The organism is Limosilactobacillus frumenti DSM 13145 (assembly GCF_001436045.1).
Classification (GTDB): domain Bacteria; phylum Bacillota; class Bacilli; order Lactobacillales; family Lactobacillaceae; genus Limosilactobacillus; species Limosilactobacillus frumenti.
The window spans coordinates 24,898-44,257 of sequence record NZ_AZER01000004.1 but is presented as its reverse complement, the minus strand read 5'-3'; the positions used below and the strand labels follow the sequence as shown (position 1 = coordinate 44,257).

The 19,360-nt window shown below is 43.3% G+C and carries 15 protein-coding genes; all 15 read left to right on the top strand.

Going from position 1 to position 19,360, the window contains the following annotated elements; all coding sequences use genetic code 11:
- The first annotated feature begins 68 nt into the window (after positions 1 to 68).
- The 15 genes from FD27_RS00670 (at position 69) to FD27_RS00600 (ending at position 19,257) form a co-directional block, all read left to right on the top strand.
- Positions 69 to 1,154, top strand: a complete 1,086-nt coding sequence (locus tag FD27_RS00670; protein WP_057747973.1) for a helix-turn-helix domain-containing protein — start codon at positions 69 to 71, stop codon at positions 1,152 to 1,154.
- Between the two features lie 14 nt (positions 1,155 to 1,168).
- Positions 1,169 to 1,756 (top strand): CDP-diacylglycerol--glycerol-3-phosphate 3-phosphatidyltransferase, encoded by a 588-nt coding sequence (gene pgsA, locus FD27_RS00665; protein WP_057747970.1) that lies wholly within the window; start codon positions 1,169 to 1,171, stop codon positions 1,754 to 1,756.
- Positions 1,757 to 1,910: 154 nt separating this feature from the next.
- The gene (locus FD27_RS00660; protein ID WP_057747967.1) at positions 1,911 to 3,257 is read left to right on the top strand and encodes an MFS transporter; all 1,347 of its coding nucleotides are present in this window, start codon (positions 1,911 to 1,913) and stop codon (positions 3,255 to 3,257) included.
- A 237-nt stretch (positions 3,258 to 3,494) separates the two neighbouring features.
- On the top strand, positions 3,495 to 4,730 hold the full coding sequence (locus FD27_RS00655; RefSeq protein ID WP_057747962.1) for a competence/damage-inducible protein A: 1,236 nt from the start codon (positions 3,495 to 3,497) through the stop codon (positions 4,728 to 4,730).
- 88 nt (positions 4,731 to 4,818) lie between these two features.
- Entirely contained in the window at positions 4,819 to 5,886 is a 1,068-nt protein-coding gene (recA, locus tag FD27_RS00650; RefSeq protein ID WP_057747960.1) for a recombinase RecA, read from the top strand.
- A 236-nt stretch (positions 5,887 to 6,122) separates the two neighbouring features.
- Entirely contained in the window at positions 6,123 to 7,682 is a 1,560-nt protein-coding gene (gene rny / locus FD27_RS00645; RefSeq protein WP_057747957.1) for a ribonuclease Y, read from the top strand.
- Between the two features lie 199 nt (positions 7,683 to 7,881).
- Positions 7,882 to 10,524: a DNA mismatch repair protein MutS gene (gene mutS / locus FD27_RS00640; RefSeq protein ID WP_057747954.1), complete on the top strand. Its 2,643-nt coding sequence runs from the start codon at positions 7,882 to 7,884 to the stop codon at positions 10,522 to 10,524.
- 11 nt (positions 10,525 to 10,535) lie between these two features.
- A complete protein-coding gene (gene mutL / locus FD27_RS00635; RefSeq protein ID WP_057747951.1) occupies positions 10,536 to 12,524 on the top strand; it encodes a DNA mismatch repair endonuclease MutL in 1,989 nt (662 codons plus the stop codon).
- Positions 12,525 to 12,544: 20 nt separating this feature from the next.
- Positions 12,545 to 13,147 (top strand): Holliday junction branch migration protein RuvA, encoded by a 603-nt coding sequence (gene ruvA / locus FD27_RS00630; RefSeq protein WP_057747948.1) that lies wholly within the window; start codon positions 12,545 to 12,547, stop codon positions 13,145 to 13,147.
- 11 nt (positions 13,148 to 13,158) lie between these two features.
- Positions 13,159 to 14,178, top strand: a complete 1,020-nt coding sequence (gene ruvB / locus FD27_RS00625; RefSeq protein WP_057747945.1) for a Holliday junction branch migration DNA helicase RuvB — start codon at positions 13,159 to 13,161, stop codon at positions 14,176 to 14,178.
- Positions 14,179 to 14,180: 2 nt separating this feature from the next.
- Positions 14,181 to 15,236, top strand: a complete 1,056-nt coding sequence (locus tag FD27_RS00620; RefSeq protein WP_057747942.1) for a tRNA-guanine transglycosylase — start codon at positions 14,181 to 14,183, stop codon at positions 15,234 to 15,236.
- A 72-nt stretch (positions 15,237 to 15,308) separates the two neighbouring features.
- Positions 15,309 to 15,710 carry a preprotein translocase subunit YajC gene (gene yajC / locus FD27_RS00615; protein ID WP_057748233.1) on the top strand — a complete coding sequence of 134 codons (402 nt, stop codon included), beginning with the start codon at positions 15,309 to 15,311 and terminating at the stop codon, positions 15,708 to 15,710.
- Between the two features lie 141 nt (positions 15,711 to 15,851).
- Positions 15,852 to 16,757, top strand: a complete 906-nt coding sequence (gene gnd / locus FD27_RS00610) for a phosphogluconate dehydrogenase (NAD(+)-dependent, decarboxylating) (protein WP_057747939.1) — start codon at positions 15,852 to 15,854, stop codon at positions 16,755 to 16,757.
- Between the two features lie 155 nt (positions 16,758 to 16,912).
- Positions 16,913 to 17,866 carry a DHH family phosphoesterase gene (locus FD27_RS00605; RefSeq protein WP_057747936.1) on the top strand — a complete coding sequence of 318 codons (954 nt, stop codon included), beginning with the start codon at positions 16,913 to 16,915 and terminating at the stop codon, positions 17,864 to 17,866.
- 14 nt (positions 17,867 to 17,880) lie between these two features.
- On the top strand, positions 17,881 to 19,257 hold the full coding sequence (locus tag FD27_RS00600) for a DEAD/DEAH box helicase (RefSeq protein WP_057747933.1): 1,377 nt from the start codon (positions 17,881 to 17,883) through the stop codon (positions 19,255 to 19,257).
- Positions 19,258 to 19,360 lie beyond the last annotated feature (103 nt).

Below are 19,360 nucleotides of genomic sequence, written 5' to 3'. Positions count from 1 at the left end.
TTGAAACTACGTCATCATGATATAATTAACGGTGACAGAAAATTTGATTCAGAGATGGAGATAAGATAATGAGTGAGAAAGAACAGGAATCTCAAGTTAAGATTGGACAAAAACTACAAGCAGCTCGGCAAAGCAAGGGCTACACGTTAGATGATCTTCAGCAACTCACTAAGATTCAAAAACGGTATTTGATTGCCATTGAAGATGAAAAATTTGATGAATTACCCGGTGACTTCTATGTGCGGGCATTTGTAAAGCAATATGCTGATACAGTGGGTCTTGACGGTAATGACCTGTTAAAGGAATTTGATGAGCAATTACCAAAGACTAAGACAGAAGAATACTCTGATCACATTAGTCAAGCGGTTGAAACGCGGGCCAGTCAACGAAAGACTGTTAGTGGCAGCGTCAGCAAGCTGCGTAAGCATTTGCCAACAATCATTATTGCTTGTGTCATTATTATTGTATTGGCCGCTATCTGGGTAACTGCTATTGTTCGTGGCCACCAGGATTCATCAACGAAGATCGATAATAGCTCTGTTTCAGTTTCGGGTGAAAGCCGGAAGAAGGCAAGTTCACATAAGAAAGCTGTTCATCACAAGAAGACTAAGTCAACCGCACAAAGTGTTAAATTAACTGAATCTTCACGGAATAACAACAGTGTTGTGTACAACGCCTCCTCACTGAAGAAAGATGCTCGACTGCAAATTACTGCCAAGCAACGGGCTTGGAATAGTGTAACAACTGATGGAACAAGTGCATTCAGTCGGACGATGGATGCTAATAGTAAGGCCAACGTTACGATTCGACGGAATGCCAATACGGTTGTCATTACGGTCGGTAATGCATCAGGGACGACACTGAAGCTGAATGGTAAGACGATCAACTTTACGGACTCCGGTCGGTACAATAATACTCGGACAATTACCATCCACTTTGGCAATAACCGTTCTTCATCCAGCAGTGCAACTAGTGCAGCCGCAAACCGCAATGGTCAGACCACTCGCCAAAACAACACGACGACCGCTACTAGTCGGACAACTACAGCACCAAATCAGAACACCACAGCCACTAACCGGCCAACTACCGGAACAACGAACACGCAAACAAATGGTGGTAACCAACAAGCAGCCACAACTAATAATCGTCAATAACGGAGGAATCAGCAGTGAATTTACCAAATAAATTAACCGTTGTGCGGTTAATCATTATTCCATTTTTCTTATTGTTAATGGTGCTCCCACTTCAATCATGGGGTAGTGTGACTTTCTGGGGTGCAACGATTCCATTAGCTCAATTGATCGCGGCAATCTTGTTTATCGCGGCCACCATTACTGATAATTTGGACGGTCGGATTGCCCGTAAGAACCACCTCGTTACTAACTTTGGTAAGTTTACGGATCCATTGGCAGATAAGTTACTAGTAATGACTGCTTTTATCGTTTTGACAGGTAGCCAAGTCGTTCCCGCATGGGTAACCGCAATTATTATCTGGCGGGAATTATCCGTTACTGGTTTGCGGCTCCTGTTGGTGGAACAAGATGGCATTGTTTTAGCTGCCAAAATGCCTGGTAAGATTAAAACTACTACGCAGTTTATTGCCATCATCTTCTTACTAATGAATAACGTTATCTTTGCAATTTGGCACATTCCGTTTGGTCAGATTATGTTATATATCTGTCTTTTCTTTACCGTTTACTCTGGAGTGGATTATTTCATTCAAGGACGGGGAGTCTTCTCAGACGGATTTAAATAAATATCAAAATAAGCAGGTAAAACGTGGTAAAAAACGTGGTTTACCTGCTTTTCGTTTGCAATTATGGACCAGTAATTGTTATTCATTAATGAATCATGTATAATTGGGCTGTACCTTTATGAAAGGGATTGCATATTTTTAAGGAGATGTATTTATGCTTTCATTCTTGAAACCAGCTCCTGATGCCAAGGTTAAAGTACCAAAAGAACGGATTTCTTCCGTTTATAAGTGGCGTCAGACTGGTGTGCTGTTGTCGATTTGTATCGGCTATATTGGCTATTATGTTATTCGTTTAATTTTCACAACCGAACAAAACGACATCATGAAACAATACGGCTTCACAACTGCTGAAGTCGGAATGGTTTTATCCTGTTTCGGGATTGGTTATGGGATTTCTAAACTGTTCATGGGTGCATTGAGTGATAAGAGTAATCCTAACCGTTATTTGGCAACCGGGTTAATCCTTTCTGCACTGCTGAACTTTGGCTTAGGTGCAACCAAGAACCTGTACGTTATGATGATTTTAATGCTGGTTATGTCAGTTGCCCAAGGGATGGGTGCTGCGGCATGTCAGCGGATCGTCCAACTGTGGTGGTGTAAGAAGCACCGTGGAGCAATTTACTCCATTTGGTCATCTGCCCACAATGCCGGTGCCTTTGTCTGTGTTGCGGTTGTTCAATTAGCAACCTTCATGTTTGCTGGTTCTATCCCTGCTGTGTTCTACACAGCATCAGTTGTTTCTTTGATCATCGCTGCCTTTGTTTTACTGGCTGGTTCTGACCGTCCAACAACTGTTGGTTTGCCAAGTATTTCCGAATATACTGGTGATGAAGTTATCACTGAAGATGGTAAGAAGACCTCTTTAGAATTGACTAAGTTAACCTTGCCACAAATCTTTGTTAAGTATATCTTGACTAACAAGGTTGTTTGGGCCATTACTTTGACTTCAATGTCACTGTACTTGGTTCGTTACGGGATCATGAGTTGGATTCCTTCATACCTAGTCCAGTCTAAGGGCTTCAGTCCTGCTTTTGCTAAGTGGCTTGTTGGGATTTTTGAATTGGCATCTGTTCCTGGTGTTATCATCATGGGGGCAATTTCTGATGCATTGAAGGGTCGTCGGGCACTTGTATGTATCGCTTGTGTTGTCCTGTTAATCTTATGCTTAACGGTTTACTTCTTCAGTAGTAACCACGCATTTATCGTTACTGTACTCTTCATCATGGGTACTTTGATTTATGCTCCACTGACTTTGGTCGGTTTGATGGTTAACGAAGCGGTTCCTAAATTCGCCGTTGGTTCATCAACCGGATTCATGGGCTTCTTCCAATACATTTTTGGTGAAACCTTGGCTACTGCCTTAATCGGGATCTTAGTTTCTAAGTTCGGTTGGGTGGCAAGTAACAGTGTCCTTTACACTGCTTCTGCTTTAGCATTGGTTCTGTTGATTTACATCTTAATCAATGAAAACCGGGTTGCTAAGGAAGCTGCTGAAAACTAGTTTTATAGAACGAAAATGGTACAAATACAAATAACGGGAAGACTGACCCGCTAATAGTTAGTCAAAGTTAGTTGTATCAATACGCAATCCTAGAAGGAGGAGGGGATGACCCGCCTCCTTTTTGTTATCACTAGCTCGGTCATTTATGGACGAGTTGTTTACGTTGCTAAACAGGATTTTGTACTAAAAAAATGAAATTCGGTATAATTTACGTAACTAATATGTGGAGGCAAAAAAATGAGGAGTGTAATTATTTCTGTTGGTGATGAATTGTTACGAGGTGAAATTACAAACAGTAATGCATCTTATATTTGTCAGCAACTACGGAAGATTGGGTTAAATATTCAGAAAGTAATCACAGTTGGTGATGACTTAACAGCTATTAGTGAGTTAGTTAAAGCGGAGATAAAAAACAATGACCTGGTATTAGTTACTGGCGGTTTGGGACCGACCGCTGACGATGTTACGTTGACAGCTGTGGCCGCTGGAACCAATAGTCGGCTTCAAACAAGTATGGAGCAGTGGAAACATATTCAGACAATTTTTCAACAACGCCAAATTCAATTACGACCAGAAAATAAACGTCAGGCACAGTACCTTGGTCAACCAGTTCCCAACACAAATGGTTTAGCTTTGGGAAGTTGGCTGGACAATCAGCACTCGGTCGTCATCGTTTTACCCGGGCCACCGGTTGAGCTACAGGCGATGATTGACTTAGAAGTAAGTCCCCGCTTAAAGGATTACTTCCACCTTCAACAATCACTATTAGCGCAAAGTTTGCACTTCTTAGGCCGTCCTGAATCACTATTAATGACTGATCTGGCCCCTGTTTGTCATGACTTTCCACAGTTTTCAGTTACCTCATATGTTAAGCCAACTGATATTACAATTCGGGTAGTAAGCAAAGACGAGCATGCTAATCCGCAGATGATGGATAAACTGTGTGCGCAAATTATTGCTAAAGAACAACCTTATTACCTTGGTTCCGGTGATCACTTCGACTTAGCAACGACTGTTGTTAAGTTGCTAAAACAACGAGGCAATAAAATCACGGCCGCGGAGAGTTTAACGGGTGGAATGTTCCAGAGTACGATTTGCTCCGTTCCTGGTGCTTCTAATGTTTTTGACGGGGGCTTTGTTACCTACGCAGCTAGTGCAAAGGAAAAGTTGATTGGTGTTCCAGTTGACGTTGTGGATCAAAACGGCGTGGTTAGTGCCCAAACCGCTGCAGCAATGGCGGAAGGATGCCGTCGCAAAATGAATGTTGAGGTCGGCTTGGGCTTTACAGGCGTTGCCGGACCTGACGCATTAGAAGGCCATCCAGCTGGCACTGTTTGGCTGGGAATGTCACGAGCGGGGCACCCAACGCAAACGAAGCAATTACGGTTGCCAAGCAATTACTCGCGCCAACAAATTCGCCAATTAGCTGTTCAATATGGTTTACAAATGGTCTATACGGCCTTGCAAAAATAATCGAACCATTGTTCGCTAAAATTCTTGTTTTTTTGCCGGAAACTGTTATTATTATGTTTGTGTAAATCGTGTCAAAGGAGGAATTAATTTGGCTGATCAACGAAAGGCTGCCCTTGATGTTGCTATTCGTAAGATTGAAAAGAACTTTGGTAAGGGATCAATCATGCGGATGGGTGATGCGGCAGATATGAAAATTGCCACCATATCCAGTGGCTCGTTAGCAATTGACAAGGCATTGGGTGTCGGAGGTTATCCTCGTGGCCGGATCGTCGAAATTTATGGACCAGAAAGTTCTGGGAAAACGACAGTGGCTTTGCAAGCAGTTGCAGAAGTGCAACGCCAGGGTGGGACTGCTGCCTACATCGATGCCGAAAATGCTCTTGATCCTCAATATGCTGAAGCGTTGGGTGTTAATGTTGATGACTTGCTATTGTCACAACCCGACACGGGTGAAGAAGGTCTTGAAATTGCCGATGCGTTAATTTCTAGTGGAGCGGTTGACCTGGTTGTTGTTGACTCTGTTGCTGCGCTAGTTCCTCGTGCTGAAATTGAAGGTGAAATGGGTGACGCCCATGTCGGCTTGCAAGCACGTTTAATGTCACAAGCTTTACGGAAGTTATCGGGTGAAATTAATAAGACAAAAACCATTGCCATCTTTATTAATCAGATTCGTGAAAAGGTCGGCGTGATGTTTGGTAATCCAGAAACAACCACTGGTGGCCGAGCACTAAAGTTCTATTCAACCATTCGAATGGAAATTCGGCGTGCTGAACAGATTAAGAACGGTACAAATGTTGTTGGTAACCGGACTAAAATTAAGATTGTTAAAAACAAAGTTGCACCGCCATTCAAACGTGCGGAAGTCGATATTATGTACGGTGAAGGAATTTCTAAGACTGGCGAACTGCTTGATATGGCAGTTGAAAAGGACTTAGTTAATAAGAGTGGTGCCTGGTATTCTTACGGCGATGAACGGATTGGTCAAGGCCGCGAAAATGCTAAACAATGGTTAGCTGACCATCCAGATGCGATGGCTGAACTAATGAATAAGGTTCGGGTCGCTTACGGAATGGAACCGTTGAAGAATAGTGAAGATGACCCTAAGAAGAAGGGTACTACCAAGCAGGAAACGTTAGAAGAGGCTTCCAAAAAGTAATTTAATCGACTGAGGTGTGTCAGCTTAAAAAGGTTAGGGACTAGCAGGCCATACTGGTTAGCTAGTCCCTAACTTTGATTTATGATGCTAATATATCGATTCGGGTAGTCAGATGGTTGACACTAAAAATGTCCAAGCTTAAAATTTAATATGTGCGGTTTAATTAATAAACTGGACATCAGATTAAACAATATTAATTTAACCAACAACTAAATAGTGAAAGCGGAGGTGAAATGATGGATGCTTTTAGCTTAATTTTAGCTGCGCTTGCTATTGTTGTCGGTATTGTTATCGGTTACGCAATTCGAAAGCTTTCTTATGAAAAGAAAATTGCTGAAGCCCACCAAAGTGCGGAAGAAATTATTCATTCGGCAAAGCAAGAAGCAGCAACTGCTAAAAAAGAAGCCATCTTAGAAGCTAAGGACGAAAGTCATCGTTATCGTGAAAGTGTCGAGGATGAGTTGAAACAACGGCGAAATGAGATTCAAAAGCAAGAAGATCGCCTTCTTCAGCGGGAAACATCACTGGATCATAAAGATGATGCCTTAGAAAAACGAGAAACGGCAGCCAGCAAACGCGAACATTCCTTAGACGTTCAGAAAAAGAAATTACAGGAACGGCAGGCAGATGCAGAAGAGCTAGTCGCTAAACGACAAGCAGAACTGGAAAAGGTTGCTCAATTATCCCATGAGGATGCCAAAAATGAGGTCTTGAATCGGGTTAAAGACGAGTTGAAGACGGAACGAGCAGTGATGATTCGTGATAGCGAACAAAATGCTGAATTAACGGCTGACCGGCAAGCAAAGAAGTTAATTGTCGAAGCTATTCAACGAAGTGCTGCTGACGTCGTATCAGAGGCGACGGTCACGGTGGTCAATCTGCCTAATGATGACATGAAGGGCCGGATTATCGGTCGTGAAGGTCGTAATATTCGAACACTGGAAACCTTGACGGGGATCGATTTGATTATTGATGATACTCCTGAGGCAGTTGTCCTAAGTGGCTTTGACCCTGTTCGGCGGGAGATTGCTAAGATTGCCCTGGAACACCTGATTCAGGATGGGCGGATTCATCCAGCGCGTATTGAGGATGCTGTTGAAAAGGCTCGTGCGCAAATGGATACCCAGTTGCGCGAAACGGGTGAACAGGCGCTGTTTGATTTGGGCATTCATTCTATGCACCCTGATTTAATTAAGACAGTTGGCCGGATGAAATATCGGACTAGTTATGGACAAAATGTCCTTGACCACTCGATTGAAGTTGCTAAATTAGCTGGTATTATGGCTGCTGAACTTGGTGAAGACGTCACCCTGGCTAAGCGGGCGGGTCTCCTTCATGATATTGGCAAAGCCATTGATCATGAAGTTGATGGTTCACACGTTGAACTCGGTGTTGAGTTGACCCGTAAGTATAAGGAAAACAAAGTGGTTATCAACACGATTGCTTCTCACCACGGTGATGTTCCAGCTGAATCAGTGATTGCAGCATTAGTGCAAGCAGCGGATGCTATTTCCGGGGCCCGTCCTGGCGCGCGGAGTGAATCACTTGAACAATATATTCAACGTCTCAAGAAATTAGAAAGTATTGCTAATGACCATAATGGTGTCGACCATAGCTATGCCATTCAAGCTGGTCGTGAATTACGGGTAATTGTTAAGCCAAAGAAGATCTCGGACTTGCAAGCTACTGTTCTTTCTCATGACATCAAGAATGAGATTGAAAAGGAACTTGAGTATCCTGGACATATTAAGGTAACGGTTATCCGCGAAGTACGTGCAGTTGATTATGCTAAGTAAAGACATAATCACCAGTGAACCACTTTTTACAATATAAGTGCTCTTCACTTTAAAAGGACTCCTAGCGTTCAAATTTAATGAATGCTAGGAGTCTTTCTAATCCAATGATATTATTGTGAGAAAAATTCTTTTTGTGGAAACCACCATTTATGGTGAAGACCGTTTATAATTAATAGGATAAATGAATGGGGTGAACTAAGTGGCAAAAAAATTAACGCCAATGATGGAACAGTACCAAAAAGTTAAGGATCAGTATCCAGATGCTTTCTTGTTTTATCGTTTAGGAGACTTCTATGAGCTTTTTAATGATGATGCAGTCAAGGGAGCTCAGCTACTCGAACTAACACTCACAACGCGTAATCATAGTGCGAAGAACCCAATCCCAATGTGTGGCGTGCCTCACCGGGCAGTTGATAATTATGTGGACGTTCTAATCGATAAAGGTTATAAAGTCGCTATCTGTGAACAGATGGAAGATCCCAAAAAGGCAAAGGGAATGGTTAAGCGTGCAGTAACGAGGTTAATCACCCCCGGAACGCAGATGGATTTAAATGGTGAACAGGCACGCTCAAATAACTATCTGGCCGCTTTGCAACAACGCGATAACCAGTATAACTTAGCGTACACAGACCTTTCGACTGGAGAGCTTAAGACGACAAGTTTGACGACAAATGATGCCGTTCTAAATGAATTAATTAACCTTCAAACTAAGGAAATTGTGGTTGACGATTCGGTTTCCGATGATATTAAGAACCAGTTAACGAAGCGTAATATTCTGCAATCGCATCAACCCACCATTTTGAAGAACTCAGAAATTTCATACCTCAGTCAAGATCTAGATAATGATGGGGAAAAAGCTGTTGTTGCGCTTCTGGTATCATATCTTTTAACTACCCAAAAGCGTTCATTAGCACACTTACAAAAAGCCGTTGCCTACCAACCAAGCTCTTTTATGAAGATTGATCATTATTCTAAGACTAACCTAGAATTGACCACTAATATGCGGAGTGGTAAACGTCAGGGAACTTTGGCATGGCTGCTTGATGAGACCAAGACGGCAATGGGTAGTCGATTGTTGAAGCGGTGGTTGGATCGGCCGCTGATCGATGCTAATCAAATTACCGCTCGTCAGGATAAAGTTCAGGAATTATTAGACCATTATTTCGAAAGAAATACTCTTCAGCAAGAATTAATCAAGGTTTATGACCTGGAACGTTTGGCTGGCCGAGTTGCTTATGGAAGCGTTAATGGACGTGACCTAATTCAGTTAAAAACATCACTCCAGCAGGTTCCTAAAATTCGTTACGTGTTAGACACCCTTGATTCGCCTGTCTTTGCGGATCTCGAGAAACGGCTAGATCCGTTAGATGATATTGCTGGTCTTATTGAACAAGCCATTGTTGACGATCCACCAATCTCGGTTACCGAGGGCGGGGTAATTAAGGATCACTATAATGAACAGCTTGACCAGTACCGCGATGCAATGAATAACGGGAAACAATGGATTGCCGACCTTCAGGCACACGAACGGCAAGTTACCGGGGTTAATAACTTGAAGATTGGTTATAATCACGTCTTTGGTTACTACATCGAAGTTACCAAGGTCAACCTTGATAAGATCCCTCGTGACCGGTATGAACGGAAACAAACGTTAGTCAATGCTGAACGTTTTTCCACCCCAGAATTAAAGGAAAAAGAAGCGTTGATTCTAGGTGCCCAAGAAAAGTCAACGGCACTGGAGTATGACCTGTTCGTGAAGGTTCGTGAACAAGTCAAAAAGGAGATTAAACGCCTCCAGGTATTAGCAAGTGCCTTATCTGAACTGGACGTCCTGCAAAGTTTCGCTGTTGTTTCTGAAGATTACCATTTTGTTCGTCCAAAGATGAATAATGGGCATGTTCTGAAGATCAAGGATGGCCGGCATCCAGTTGTTGAAAAGTTTATGGGGCACCAGGAATATGTTCCTAATGATGTGATGATGGATAAATCCACTGATATCTTGTTAATCACGGGGCCAAACATGTCTGGGAAGAGTACCTACATGCGTCAATTAGCATTAACAGCAATTATGGCCCAGATGGGATGCTTTGTGCCTGCTAAAAGCGCTGAGCTGCCAATCTTTGACCAAATCTTTACGCGAATTGGGGCCGCTGATGACCTGATTTCCGGGGAAAGTACTTTTATGGTGGAAATGATGGAAGCTAACAACGCTCTCCTGCACGCGACTGACCGCAGTTTAATTCTCTTTGATGAAATCGGTCGGGGGACGGCAACATATGATGGGATGGCATTAGCACAAGCCATTATTGAGTACGTGCACAAGCATGTTCGAGCCAAAACACTTTTTTCGACCCACTATCATGAATTGACGGCGCTTGAAGGGACGCTGCCCCGCCTTAAAAATGTTCACGTGGGAGCTACAGAAAAGAACGGTGAGCTGGTCTTCCTCCATAAAGTCAGTGCCGGACCCGCTGATAAGTCTTATGGGATTCATGTAGCTAAACTGGCGGGAATGCCTGAACCGCTTCTCAAGCGGGCTGACAATATTCTGAAGTCACTGGAAGGTAAGCAAGTTAAACTGCCGAATGTTGAAGGGGATCAGTCAAGTAAACCGGTTCAAGAACACGAACTCGCTAAGCAAACGGTTTCTGAACCCCAACAACCAACACAGCCTGTTGTCGAATCCAATGGTCAGTTGGAGCTATTTGCCACGCCTAAGCGGCATAAGATGAGTAGTACTGATCAACAGATCATTAAACAGTTGAAGGAATTGAACTTAATGGGGATGACCCCAATGGAAGTTATGAATCAACTGTACCGCTGGCAGCAAAAATTAAAGTAAGGTGAACAGTTGTGGCAAAGATTCGTGAATTAGATAATGTCCTCGCTGACCAAATTGCCGCTGGTGAAGTGATTGAGCGGCCGGCTTCAATTGTTAAAGAATTAGTTGAAAACTCTTTGGATGCCGCTAGTCAACGAATTGACATCATTGTCGAAAATGCTGGACTAGACAGTATTCGGGTCATAGATGATGGTCAGGGAATCGCTGCTGACGAGATTGAACTTGCGTTTAAACGCCACGCGACTAGCAAGATTGCTAATCGTCGTGATCTGTTTCGTGTTCGGACAATGGGGTTCCGTGGTGAAGCTTTACCTAGTATCGCTTCTGTAGCAGATGTCAAGATGACTACCGCCCAAGCAGGCACGACGGCAGGGGTTATGATTCACCTTCGTGGGGGTGAAACACTCGCCAAACGACCTGCATCAGCACGTCAAGGGACCGATGTTAAAGTAACAGAATTATTCTTTAATACTCCCGCACGACTAAAGTATTTGAAGTCACCGCATACTGAATTGGCCCGTATCACAGATATTGTCAATCGACTGGCATTAGCCAATCCACATGTTGCCTTTAGCCTTACCCATAATGGTAAGGAGTTATTTCGCACTGCCGGCAATGGTAAATTGCAGCAGGTGGTAGCAGCTATTTACGGTGTCCAGGTGGGACGCAAAATGTTGCCTTTTATTGGCGAGGATCCTGATTTTAAAGTTGATGGGTTGGTTTCTCTTCCTGAATTAACCCGGTCTTCTCGTCAGTACATTACAATCACGATCAATCATCGTTATGTTCGTAATTTTGAACTGACTAAAGCAATCATTAATGGTTACCGTTCGAAGTTAATGGTGGGCCGTTATCCAATCGCTGTTCTTAATATTCAATTGGATCCCGTTCTGGTGGATGTTAATGTTCACCCGGCTAAACGGGAAGTCCGGTTGAGTAAGGAACCCCAATTAGCGAAGTTAATTGCAGATGTTATCAATCGCCGGATTAGCCAAGAGAATTTGATTCCTGACGTGGATGCTGATCAATTTGGGCCAACGTTTGATCAAGTGGCTGCGTTAAACCAGCGATTAGCAGAACAAAGTCATCCGTATCATGCTGAACCGGTTATTAGTGATCAACCTCACCACCAAGAACCAGCAAGATCTGGGGTAGCGGCTGCTGAGATGACAGACAGTCAACTTGGGGAACCGGTTATTATTCACAATCAGGCAGATCTCTCAAGTCCGGCGATGACGGAATTTGACCATCGTTATGCTAATCAACCACCGGCATATCCGTTTGGACAACCAGATGAGCAGGCTCCGGCGTCGCAATCGCAAGCTCAAAATGTTGATTTAGATGTCCATGATAAGTTAAATGTTGGTAAGAAACGTTTTCCAGAATTACAGTACATTGGCCAGTTACAAGGAACCTTTTTACTAGCTCAGGGTGGCGACGGCCTTTATATCATCGACCAACACGCGGCACAGGAACGGATCAATTTTGAAAAATATCGTGCAGAAATTGGTCAAGTTTCTGATGACCAACAGACCTTCTTAGTACCCTTGATTTTAAATTATTCCACGGTTGACGCATTGAAAATTACTCAGCACCTGGATATCTTAAATAGTGTGGGTATTCACTTAGAATCATTTGGTCAAAACAGCTTTATTCTTCGTTCTCACCCAACGTGGTTTAAAGAGGGGCAGGAAGAAGACACCGTTAAGGAAATGATTGCCTGGGTGATCAATGATGGTCACTTAACCGTTCAGCAGTTTCGAATGAAGACAGCGATCATGATGAGCTGTAAGCGCGCTATTAAGGCTAATCACCACCTGGATGATCGGGAAGCCAAAGCGTTACTCCATCGGTTACCACAGTGTGAGAACCCGTTTAATTGTCCCCATGGTCGTCCGGTGACTGTGCACTTCAATGATACTGATCTCGAAAAAATGTTTAAACGGATTCAAGATTCGCACACACCGTACGCTGGCGATTTTGATGAACATGAATTTTAAACCGATAAGGTGAGATAGTTATGTATGAATATTTAATTGGACTGATCACATTAGTCCAACCACGCTACATTGTTTTAGATGTTAATGGAGTGGGATATCGCTTACAAGTTGCGAACCCATATCGTTATCATGTGGACACAGAGAAAAAGGTGAAGATGTTTGTCTATCAGGCGGTTCGTGATGATGATATTTCCTTATTTGGTTTCAATGACCTTGACGAGAAGAACCTGTTTTTGCAGTTAAATAATGTTTCAGGAATTGGTCCCAAATCAGCCTTAGCAATTCTTGCTAATCCTGATCATCAGGGATTAATCGACGCGATCGCTAATGATGATGTTGCGTACCTGACGAAGTTCCCTGGCATTGGCAAGAAGACCGCCTCACAGATTTGTTTAGACTTACGCGATAAGTTGGCAAAGTTAAGTCGGACTGGTGATCTGTTAGCAACGACTGAACAAACAGCCGATTCTGGGATAAATAATGAATTATCAGACGCCTTAGAAGCATTAAAAGCCCTCGGCTACAAAGAACGTGATGTTAAGAAGGTTCAAAAGAAACTTGAAAAAGTCACACCAACCTCAACTGAGGAATACTTACGGAACGCATTAAGAGTCCTAAATTAGGGGGAAGATGAATGCCTGAACAAAATGACCATAATGTATTGTCAAACCATTCAAATGGCCCCGAAGAGGATAATTTAGAATTAACTCTTCGACCGCAGTGGTTAAGTGAATACATTGGTCAGGAAAAAATTAAACATGAATTGCAAGTCTATATCGATGCTGCTAAAAAACGGGAAGAAGCGTTGGATCATGTTTTGCTATATGGCCCACCAGGTCTCGGTAAAACGACGTTAGCAATGGTGATTGCCCGTGAAATGGGTGTCAATATTAAAACAACCAGTGGCCCCGCAATTGAAAAGCCGGGTGATTTAGTGGCCCTTTTAAATGAGCTAAAGCCCGGTGACGTCCTCTTTATTGACGAAATTCACCGCTTGCCGAAAGTGGTCGAGGAAATGCTCTATTCAGCCATGGAAGACTTTTATATTGATATTGTGGTTGGTGAAGGGCCAACTTCACACCCCGTCCATTTTCCGTTGCCGCCGTTTACGCTAATTGGGGCGACAACCAGAGCAGGGATGCTTTCGGCACCATTGCGAGATCGCTTTGGAATTATTGAACATATGAACTATTACAATCAGGATGAGTTAACACAAATTATCTTTCGGTCAGCCCAAATCTTTAATACTAAGATCGATGATGAAGGAGCAAAAGAATTAGCTTTGCGTTCACGTGGAACCCCCCGGATTGCTAACCGGCTATTAAAACGCGTGCGCGATTTTGCCCAGGTGGCAGGCCAGTCAACCATTGACTTACCAGTGGTGCAACGGTCACTAAAACTGCTAGCTGTTGATGACCGCGGTTTAGATGAGGTCGATCGAAAACTTCTGCTCACTATGATTAATTATTATCATGGGGGTCCAGTGGGCTTGAAGACCATTGCGGCCAATATTGGTGAGGAAACAAGCACGATTGAAGAAATGTACGAACCTTACTTGTTGCAAATCGGCTATTTGACCCGGACAGCACGGGGACGAGTAGTAACGGCAGCTGGTTACCAGCATTTAGGGATCCCTTATCCAGAGGAGCGGTAAAAATGGTCAGCTTTAAGATTATTTCTACAGATGCACCTTTACGAAATGGACAGCTGAACCTTGATCGAGTTACGTTGAAAACACCCGCGGTCGTCCCATCATTAGCAACGTTAAAGTATTTGACAACTGGACAGCTCGAATCGATCGGTATCCAAACGTTATTTTTTGACCCCTTGCGGTTAGCGATGACAATGAATAATGATATTCACAATATCGTGCAGATAATGGCTATACAGCAAGCGCTAATTGCAACTTCGGGGGCTGAGACGGCATACCGTTTTGCTAAACCACGTGGCCGTAAAAAAGACGGCGTCAATTTTCATCGGCCAGATAATCACCAGTTGGTTCACTATACACCAGCGAGTGCCCGTCAGCTGCAGGTTAAGTTAGGGGCAACTCTAGGTGAGCAGCTATCCCGAGACGAAAACTACTATGCACCAGTAGATGACCTAGTTGCTGCTACTCATCAGACAGTCGAATGGCTAAAGGAAATCCCTCTACAGTCATCATTATTAGCACCGATTGTTGGTGGTGGTCTCAAAGAATTACGGGCCAAATGTCTGACAATGGTGCCAGCAGGGGTGATTGGTTACAGCATTCAGCAACTAGCTGATATTGATAATGATGGTGAACTTCGCCGGATACTTCAGCAAATTATTCCCCAGTTGCAGCCGACAAAATTACGGTTGGCACGGGTTGGCGATTCTGCAGCCAATGTAATGGCAGCACTTAGTGTCGGAATCGACGTTGTCCAAAGTGATGCGGCATTAGTTGCTGCCAACCAGGGAATCGCTTGGACTGATGATCGCAGCCTAGTGTTATCTAAGACTCATTTTAAAGACGATCGACGGCCAATTAGCAATAGTTGTCCGTGCCCAGTATGTAGTAGACACTATTCACGGCAAAGCATTCATTATCTTTTAGGGCAGTCAGCTCCCCTCGCAACTATTCTCCTGCTTGAGCATAATTTGGCATTTCAGAATGTCAAAATTGTACGTTTACAACAAGCGGTTAGCGCGGACCAAGGGGCAACGTGGGTTGAACGTTATAGTGGTTAGTGTTCGGCTAGCTTTTTAAGGTAAATTTTGGTAAAGTTAAACATGAACTTTTTTGAAGGGATGGATATTCAAGTGAATGGATTAAGTTTTATGAATGTTGGGGCGGCTAACGCAGCCAGCAGCTATTCAAGTATCATTTTGATCGTTTTAATGATTGCTTTAATGTACTTCTTTATGATTCGCCCACAACAAAAGCAACGAAAGCAACACCAAGACATGATGAGCCAATTACATAAGGGTGATGAAGTCGTAACCATTGGACGGATGCATGGTAAAATTGATTCAATTAACCGGGAAGACAAGACGGTTACCCTTGACTGTGAAGGCATTTACCTGACCTTTGATATGGTGGCAATTGCCCGGGTTGTTAAGTCAGCTGATCAAACAGCTGCTGATGACGAAGCCTCAGATAGTGATTCAGCTACTAATGATTCCAACAATAGTGAAAAGGATAACGATAATTCCGAAAAGTAATTGACACTGTTCTGAAAACGTGGGACACTTTTAACGGACATTCTATTTAGACAATTATTTTAATTGTCGGCTCACAACGTGCAGAGCGTTGTAACCTTGTAGAAATTCTACTTGGACTGTAAAACAGGAGGGAATTTAAGAATGCAAATTGGATTGATTGGTTTAGGTAAGATGGGTATTCACCTTGCCCAAAACATGATGAACAATGGTAACGATGTTGTTGCCTTTGATTTAAGCAAGGATCTGGTTGAAGAAGCCGCTTCTTACGGTGCTACTAAGGCATTCAGCTTGGATGAAATGGTCTCCAAGCTAGACAAGCCACGTACTGTTTGGGTTATGGTTCCAGCTGGCAAGCCTACTGATGACACTATGGACAAGCTGAACGAATTACTTGACGCTGATGACGTTGTTATTGACGGTGGTAATACTTTCTGGAAGGACTCCATGCGTCACAACCGTATGTTCACTGAAAAGGGTATTCACTACTTCGACTGCGGTTCCTCCGGTGGTTGGAAGGGTGCCCTTAAGAACGGTAACTTCATGATCGGTGGGGACGATAAGGATGTCTTCGATAAGCGTCTTGCTCCACTTTATGATGGAATTGCTGAAAAGGATGGTTACCTTTACACTGGTAAGGCTGGTTCTGGTCACTACCTTAAGATGGTTCACAATGCCATTGAATACGGTATGATGGAAGCCATGGGTGAAGGATTCGAAATCCTTGAAGCTTCTGACTTTAACTACGACAATGCTGCTGTTGCCAAGATGTGGAACCACGGTTCAGTTATTCGTTCATGGCTGATGGAATTGGCTCAAGAAGCCTTTGAAAAGGATCCACACCTGGACAAGATTGCTGGTCGTATGCACAGTTCTGGTGAAGCTCACTGGACTCTGATGGATGCAATGGACAAACAAGTTCCAGCTCCAGTTATTTACGAAGCATTGAGTGCTCGTTTCCGTTCTATGGAAGACGATAGCTTTGACGGTAAGGTTGTTTCTGCATTGCGGAACGGCTTTGGTGGTCATGCTATGGACAAGGCTAAGTAATAACCATAAAAAAGATGGGTTTACCCCATTTTTTTTGTTTCATATTAATGCTGTTGGCATCATATTTATCTTGCCAATAGCATTTTTAATTTGGTTGGATTTTGAATTCCTGATATACTAAAAATAAGACTGATTTTTAGAAACGAGGAACAATTATGGCAGATCAATTAGCAGCTATTTTAGAACAAATCAAGAAATATAATAAAATTATCATTCATCGTCATCAACGGCCTGATCCGGATGCAATTGGTTCCCAAGTCGGGTTAGCTGAAATCATTAAGGCCTCTTTCCCTTATAAGCAGGTTTACGTAGTTGGTAAACATATTCCCGGGTTCGACTGGATTGGTAAAATGGACGATATCGATAACCAAACCTTTGATGATGCATTGGTGATTGTTACCGATACGGCTAATGCACCACGGATTGATGATCGGCGTTTCGATAATGGTGACAAACTGATTAAAATTGATCATCACCCAAACGATGAACCATATGGTGATCTCATGTGGGTTGATGACAATGCATCTTCCTGTTCTGAAATGATCTATACTTTTTACCAGCATTTTGCGAAGGAATTGACCCTGCCTAAGAAGGCCGCCCATGCACTTTATGCTGGGATTATTGGTGATACTGGCCGCTTCCTCTATCCGGCAACTACCCCTAAAACAATGCTAGTTGCAGGGGCTTTAATGGCTGCAGGGGCAAACGCCGCCGCCATTAGTCAAAAGGAAAATGAAATTTCACAACCTGTTGCTCGTTTATCAGCATACGTTTATGAACATTTAACGATCCTGGATCATGGGGCTGCATATGTCACGTTAACTAAGGAAGTGTTAGCGCAATTTGGCCTGACCGAGGCAGGAACCTCAGCTGTAGTTTCCTTGCCTGGTCGTCTTCATGATGTCAAGGCTTGGGCTATTTTTGTTCAGCAAGAAGATGGTCATTACCGGATCCGACTTCGCTCCAAGGGACCGGTCATTAACGGGCTTGCTAAGAAACATAACGGTGGGGGTCACCCACTAGCTAGTGGTGCCAAGGCTGTTGATGAGGCGGAAATTAACGAAGTTATCCACCAATTGGATGAAATTACTAATAAGTTTGCACAATAATTGAGGAAGGTTATATGACGAAAGAAACAACATTTGCACAGTTTGATTTACCCGAATATTTATTAACTGCTATTAAAGAGATTAATTTCCGTCAGCCAACTCCTGTTCAGGCAAAAGTCATTCCGGTTGTATTGAAGGGGCAAAGTGTTGTTGGCCAATCTGCGACGGGTAGTGGCAAGACCCATGCATTCTTGCTGCCTATTTTTGCACAGCTGAATCCGCAGAAAAACTTTGTTCAGGCTGTTATTACCACTCCAAGTCGTGAATTAGCTTATCAGATTTATGCTGCAGCTAAACAATTGGCTAAGTATGCACCACAACCATTTATTATTCATAATTATGTTGGTGGAACCGACAAACAACACCAAATTGAGCAGTTACAACGCCATCAGCCACAATTAGTGATTGGAACGCCCGGACGGGTATTAGATCTCATTAATAGTCAAGCGCTTGATATTCACGAAGCCCACCAGTTTGTTGTCGATGAAGCCGACATGACCCTCGACATGGGGTTCTTAGACCAGGTTGACAAAATTGCCAGTCATTTTCCGGATGATTTGCAGATGATGGTCTTTTCGGCAACTATTCCGCAAAAGTTACGACCATTTTTGAAAAAATATATGGAAAATCCGGTAATGGAAGAGATTCCAACAGAAACCGTGATTAACCCTAACGTTCAAAACTGGCTGATGTCCACGAAAGGGCGCGACCGAAATCAGCTTATTTACCAACTGTTAACGATGGGTGAACCCTACTTGGCACTTGTGTTTGCAAATACCAAGGAGCGGGTAGAAGAATTAACGCACTACCTTGAACAGCAGGGGTTAAAAGTGGCCATGATCCATGGTGGCTTGGAAGCACGGCGCCGCAAGCGGACAATGCGGCAAGTTCGTGAACTTGAATATCAGTACGTGGTTGCTACTGACCTAGCTGCACGGGGAATTGATATTGACGGTGTTTCACTGGTTATAAATGATGATATTCCAACTGATCTGGAATACTTTGTTCACCGTGTTGGGCGGACTGGTCGAAATGGTTTAAAGGGCACCGCCATTACTTTGTATGCGCCAGCTGAAGATGATTTGATTCAGAAGTTGGAAGAACGGGGAATCAAGTTTGTACCTAAGGAAATACGGCATGGACGATTGGTTACTACTCATGATCGTAACCGTCGTCAGCACTATCGTCGTAGTAAGCAGTCCTTGGATCCTAATATGAAGGGCTTTGTTAAAAAGACCAAGCGGAAGGTCAAGCCTGGTTACAAGAAGCGAATTAAGCGAGCTATTCGGGAGGACGAACAGCAGAAGCATAAGTTAGAAATTCGTCACCGAATCCGGAAGGCTAAGCGTGCTCGTCAGCGTCAGCATCGTCGCGAACGAAATAGTCGTTGATTTTGGATTAATTGTTCGCTATAATATGACTCGTTTGGGACATGTCATTCAGATGCATGTTTGCAGAAACAACCGGGTTGATGAAACGGTTGACTTGCACTGG

Bases quoted from the DNA above. Each gene is read 5' to 3' on its own strand.
- FD27_RS00620 (WP_057747942.1), top strand. From the start codon at position 14,181: ATGGTCAGCTTTAAGATTATTTCTACAGATGCACCTTTACGAAATGGA.
- FD27_RS00660 (WP_057747967.1), top strand. From the start codon at position 1,911: ATGCTTTCATTCTTGAAACCAGCTCCTGATGCCAAGGTTAAAGTACCA.
- FD27_RS00600 (WP_057747933.1), top strand. From the start codon at position 17,881: ATGACGAAAGAAACAACATTTGCACAGTTTGATTTACCCGAATATTTA.
- FD27_RS00670 (WP_057747973.1), top strand. From the start codon at position 69: ATGAGTGAGAAAGAACAGGAATCTCAAGTTAAGATTGGACAAAAACTA.
- gnd (WP_057747939.1), top strand. From the start codon at position 15,852: ATGCAAATTGGATTGATTGGTTTAGGTAAGATGGGTATTCACCTTGCC.
- FD27_RS00605 (WP_057747936.1), top strand. From the start codon at position 16,913: ATGGCAGATCAATTAGCAGCTATTTTAGAACAAATCAAGAAATATAAT.
- ruvB (WP_057747945.1), top strand. From the start codon at position 13,159: ATGCCTGAACAAAATGACCATAATGTATTGTCAAACCATTCAAATGGC.
- ruvA (WP_057747948.1), top strand. From the start codon at position 12,545: ATGTATGAATATTTAATTGGACTGATCACATTAGTCCAACCACGCTAC.
- FD27_RS00655 (WP_057747962.1), top strand. From the start codon at position 3,495: ATGAGGAGTGTAATTATTTCTGTTGGTGATGAATTGTTACGAGGTGAA.
- rny (WP_057747957.1), top strand. From the start codon at position 6,123: ATGGATGCTTTTAGCTTAATTTTAGCTGCGCTTGCTATTGTTGTCGGT.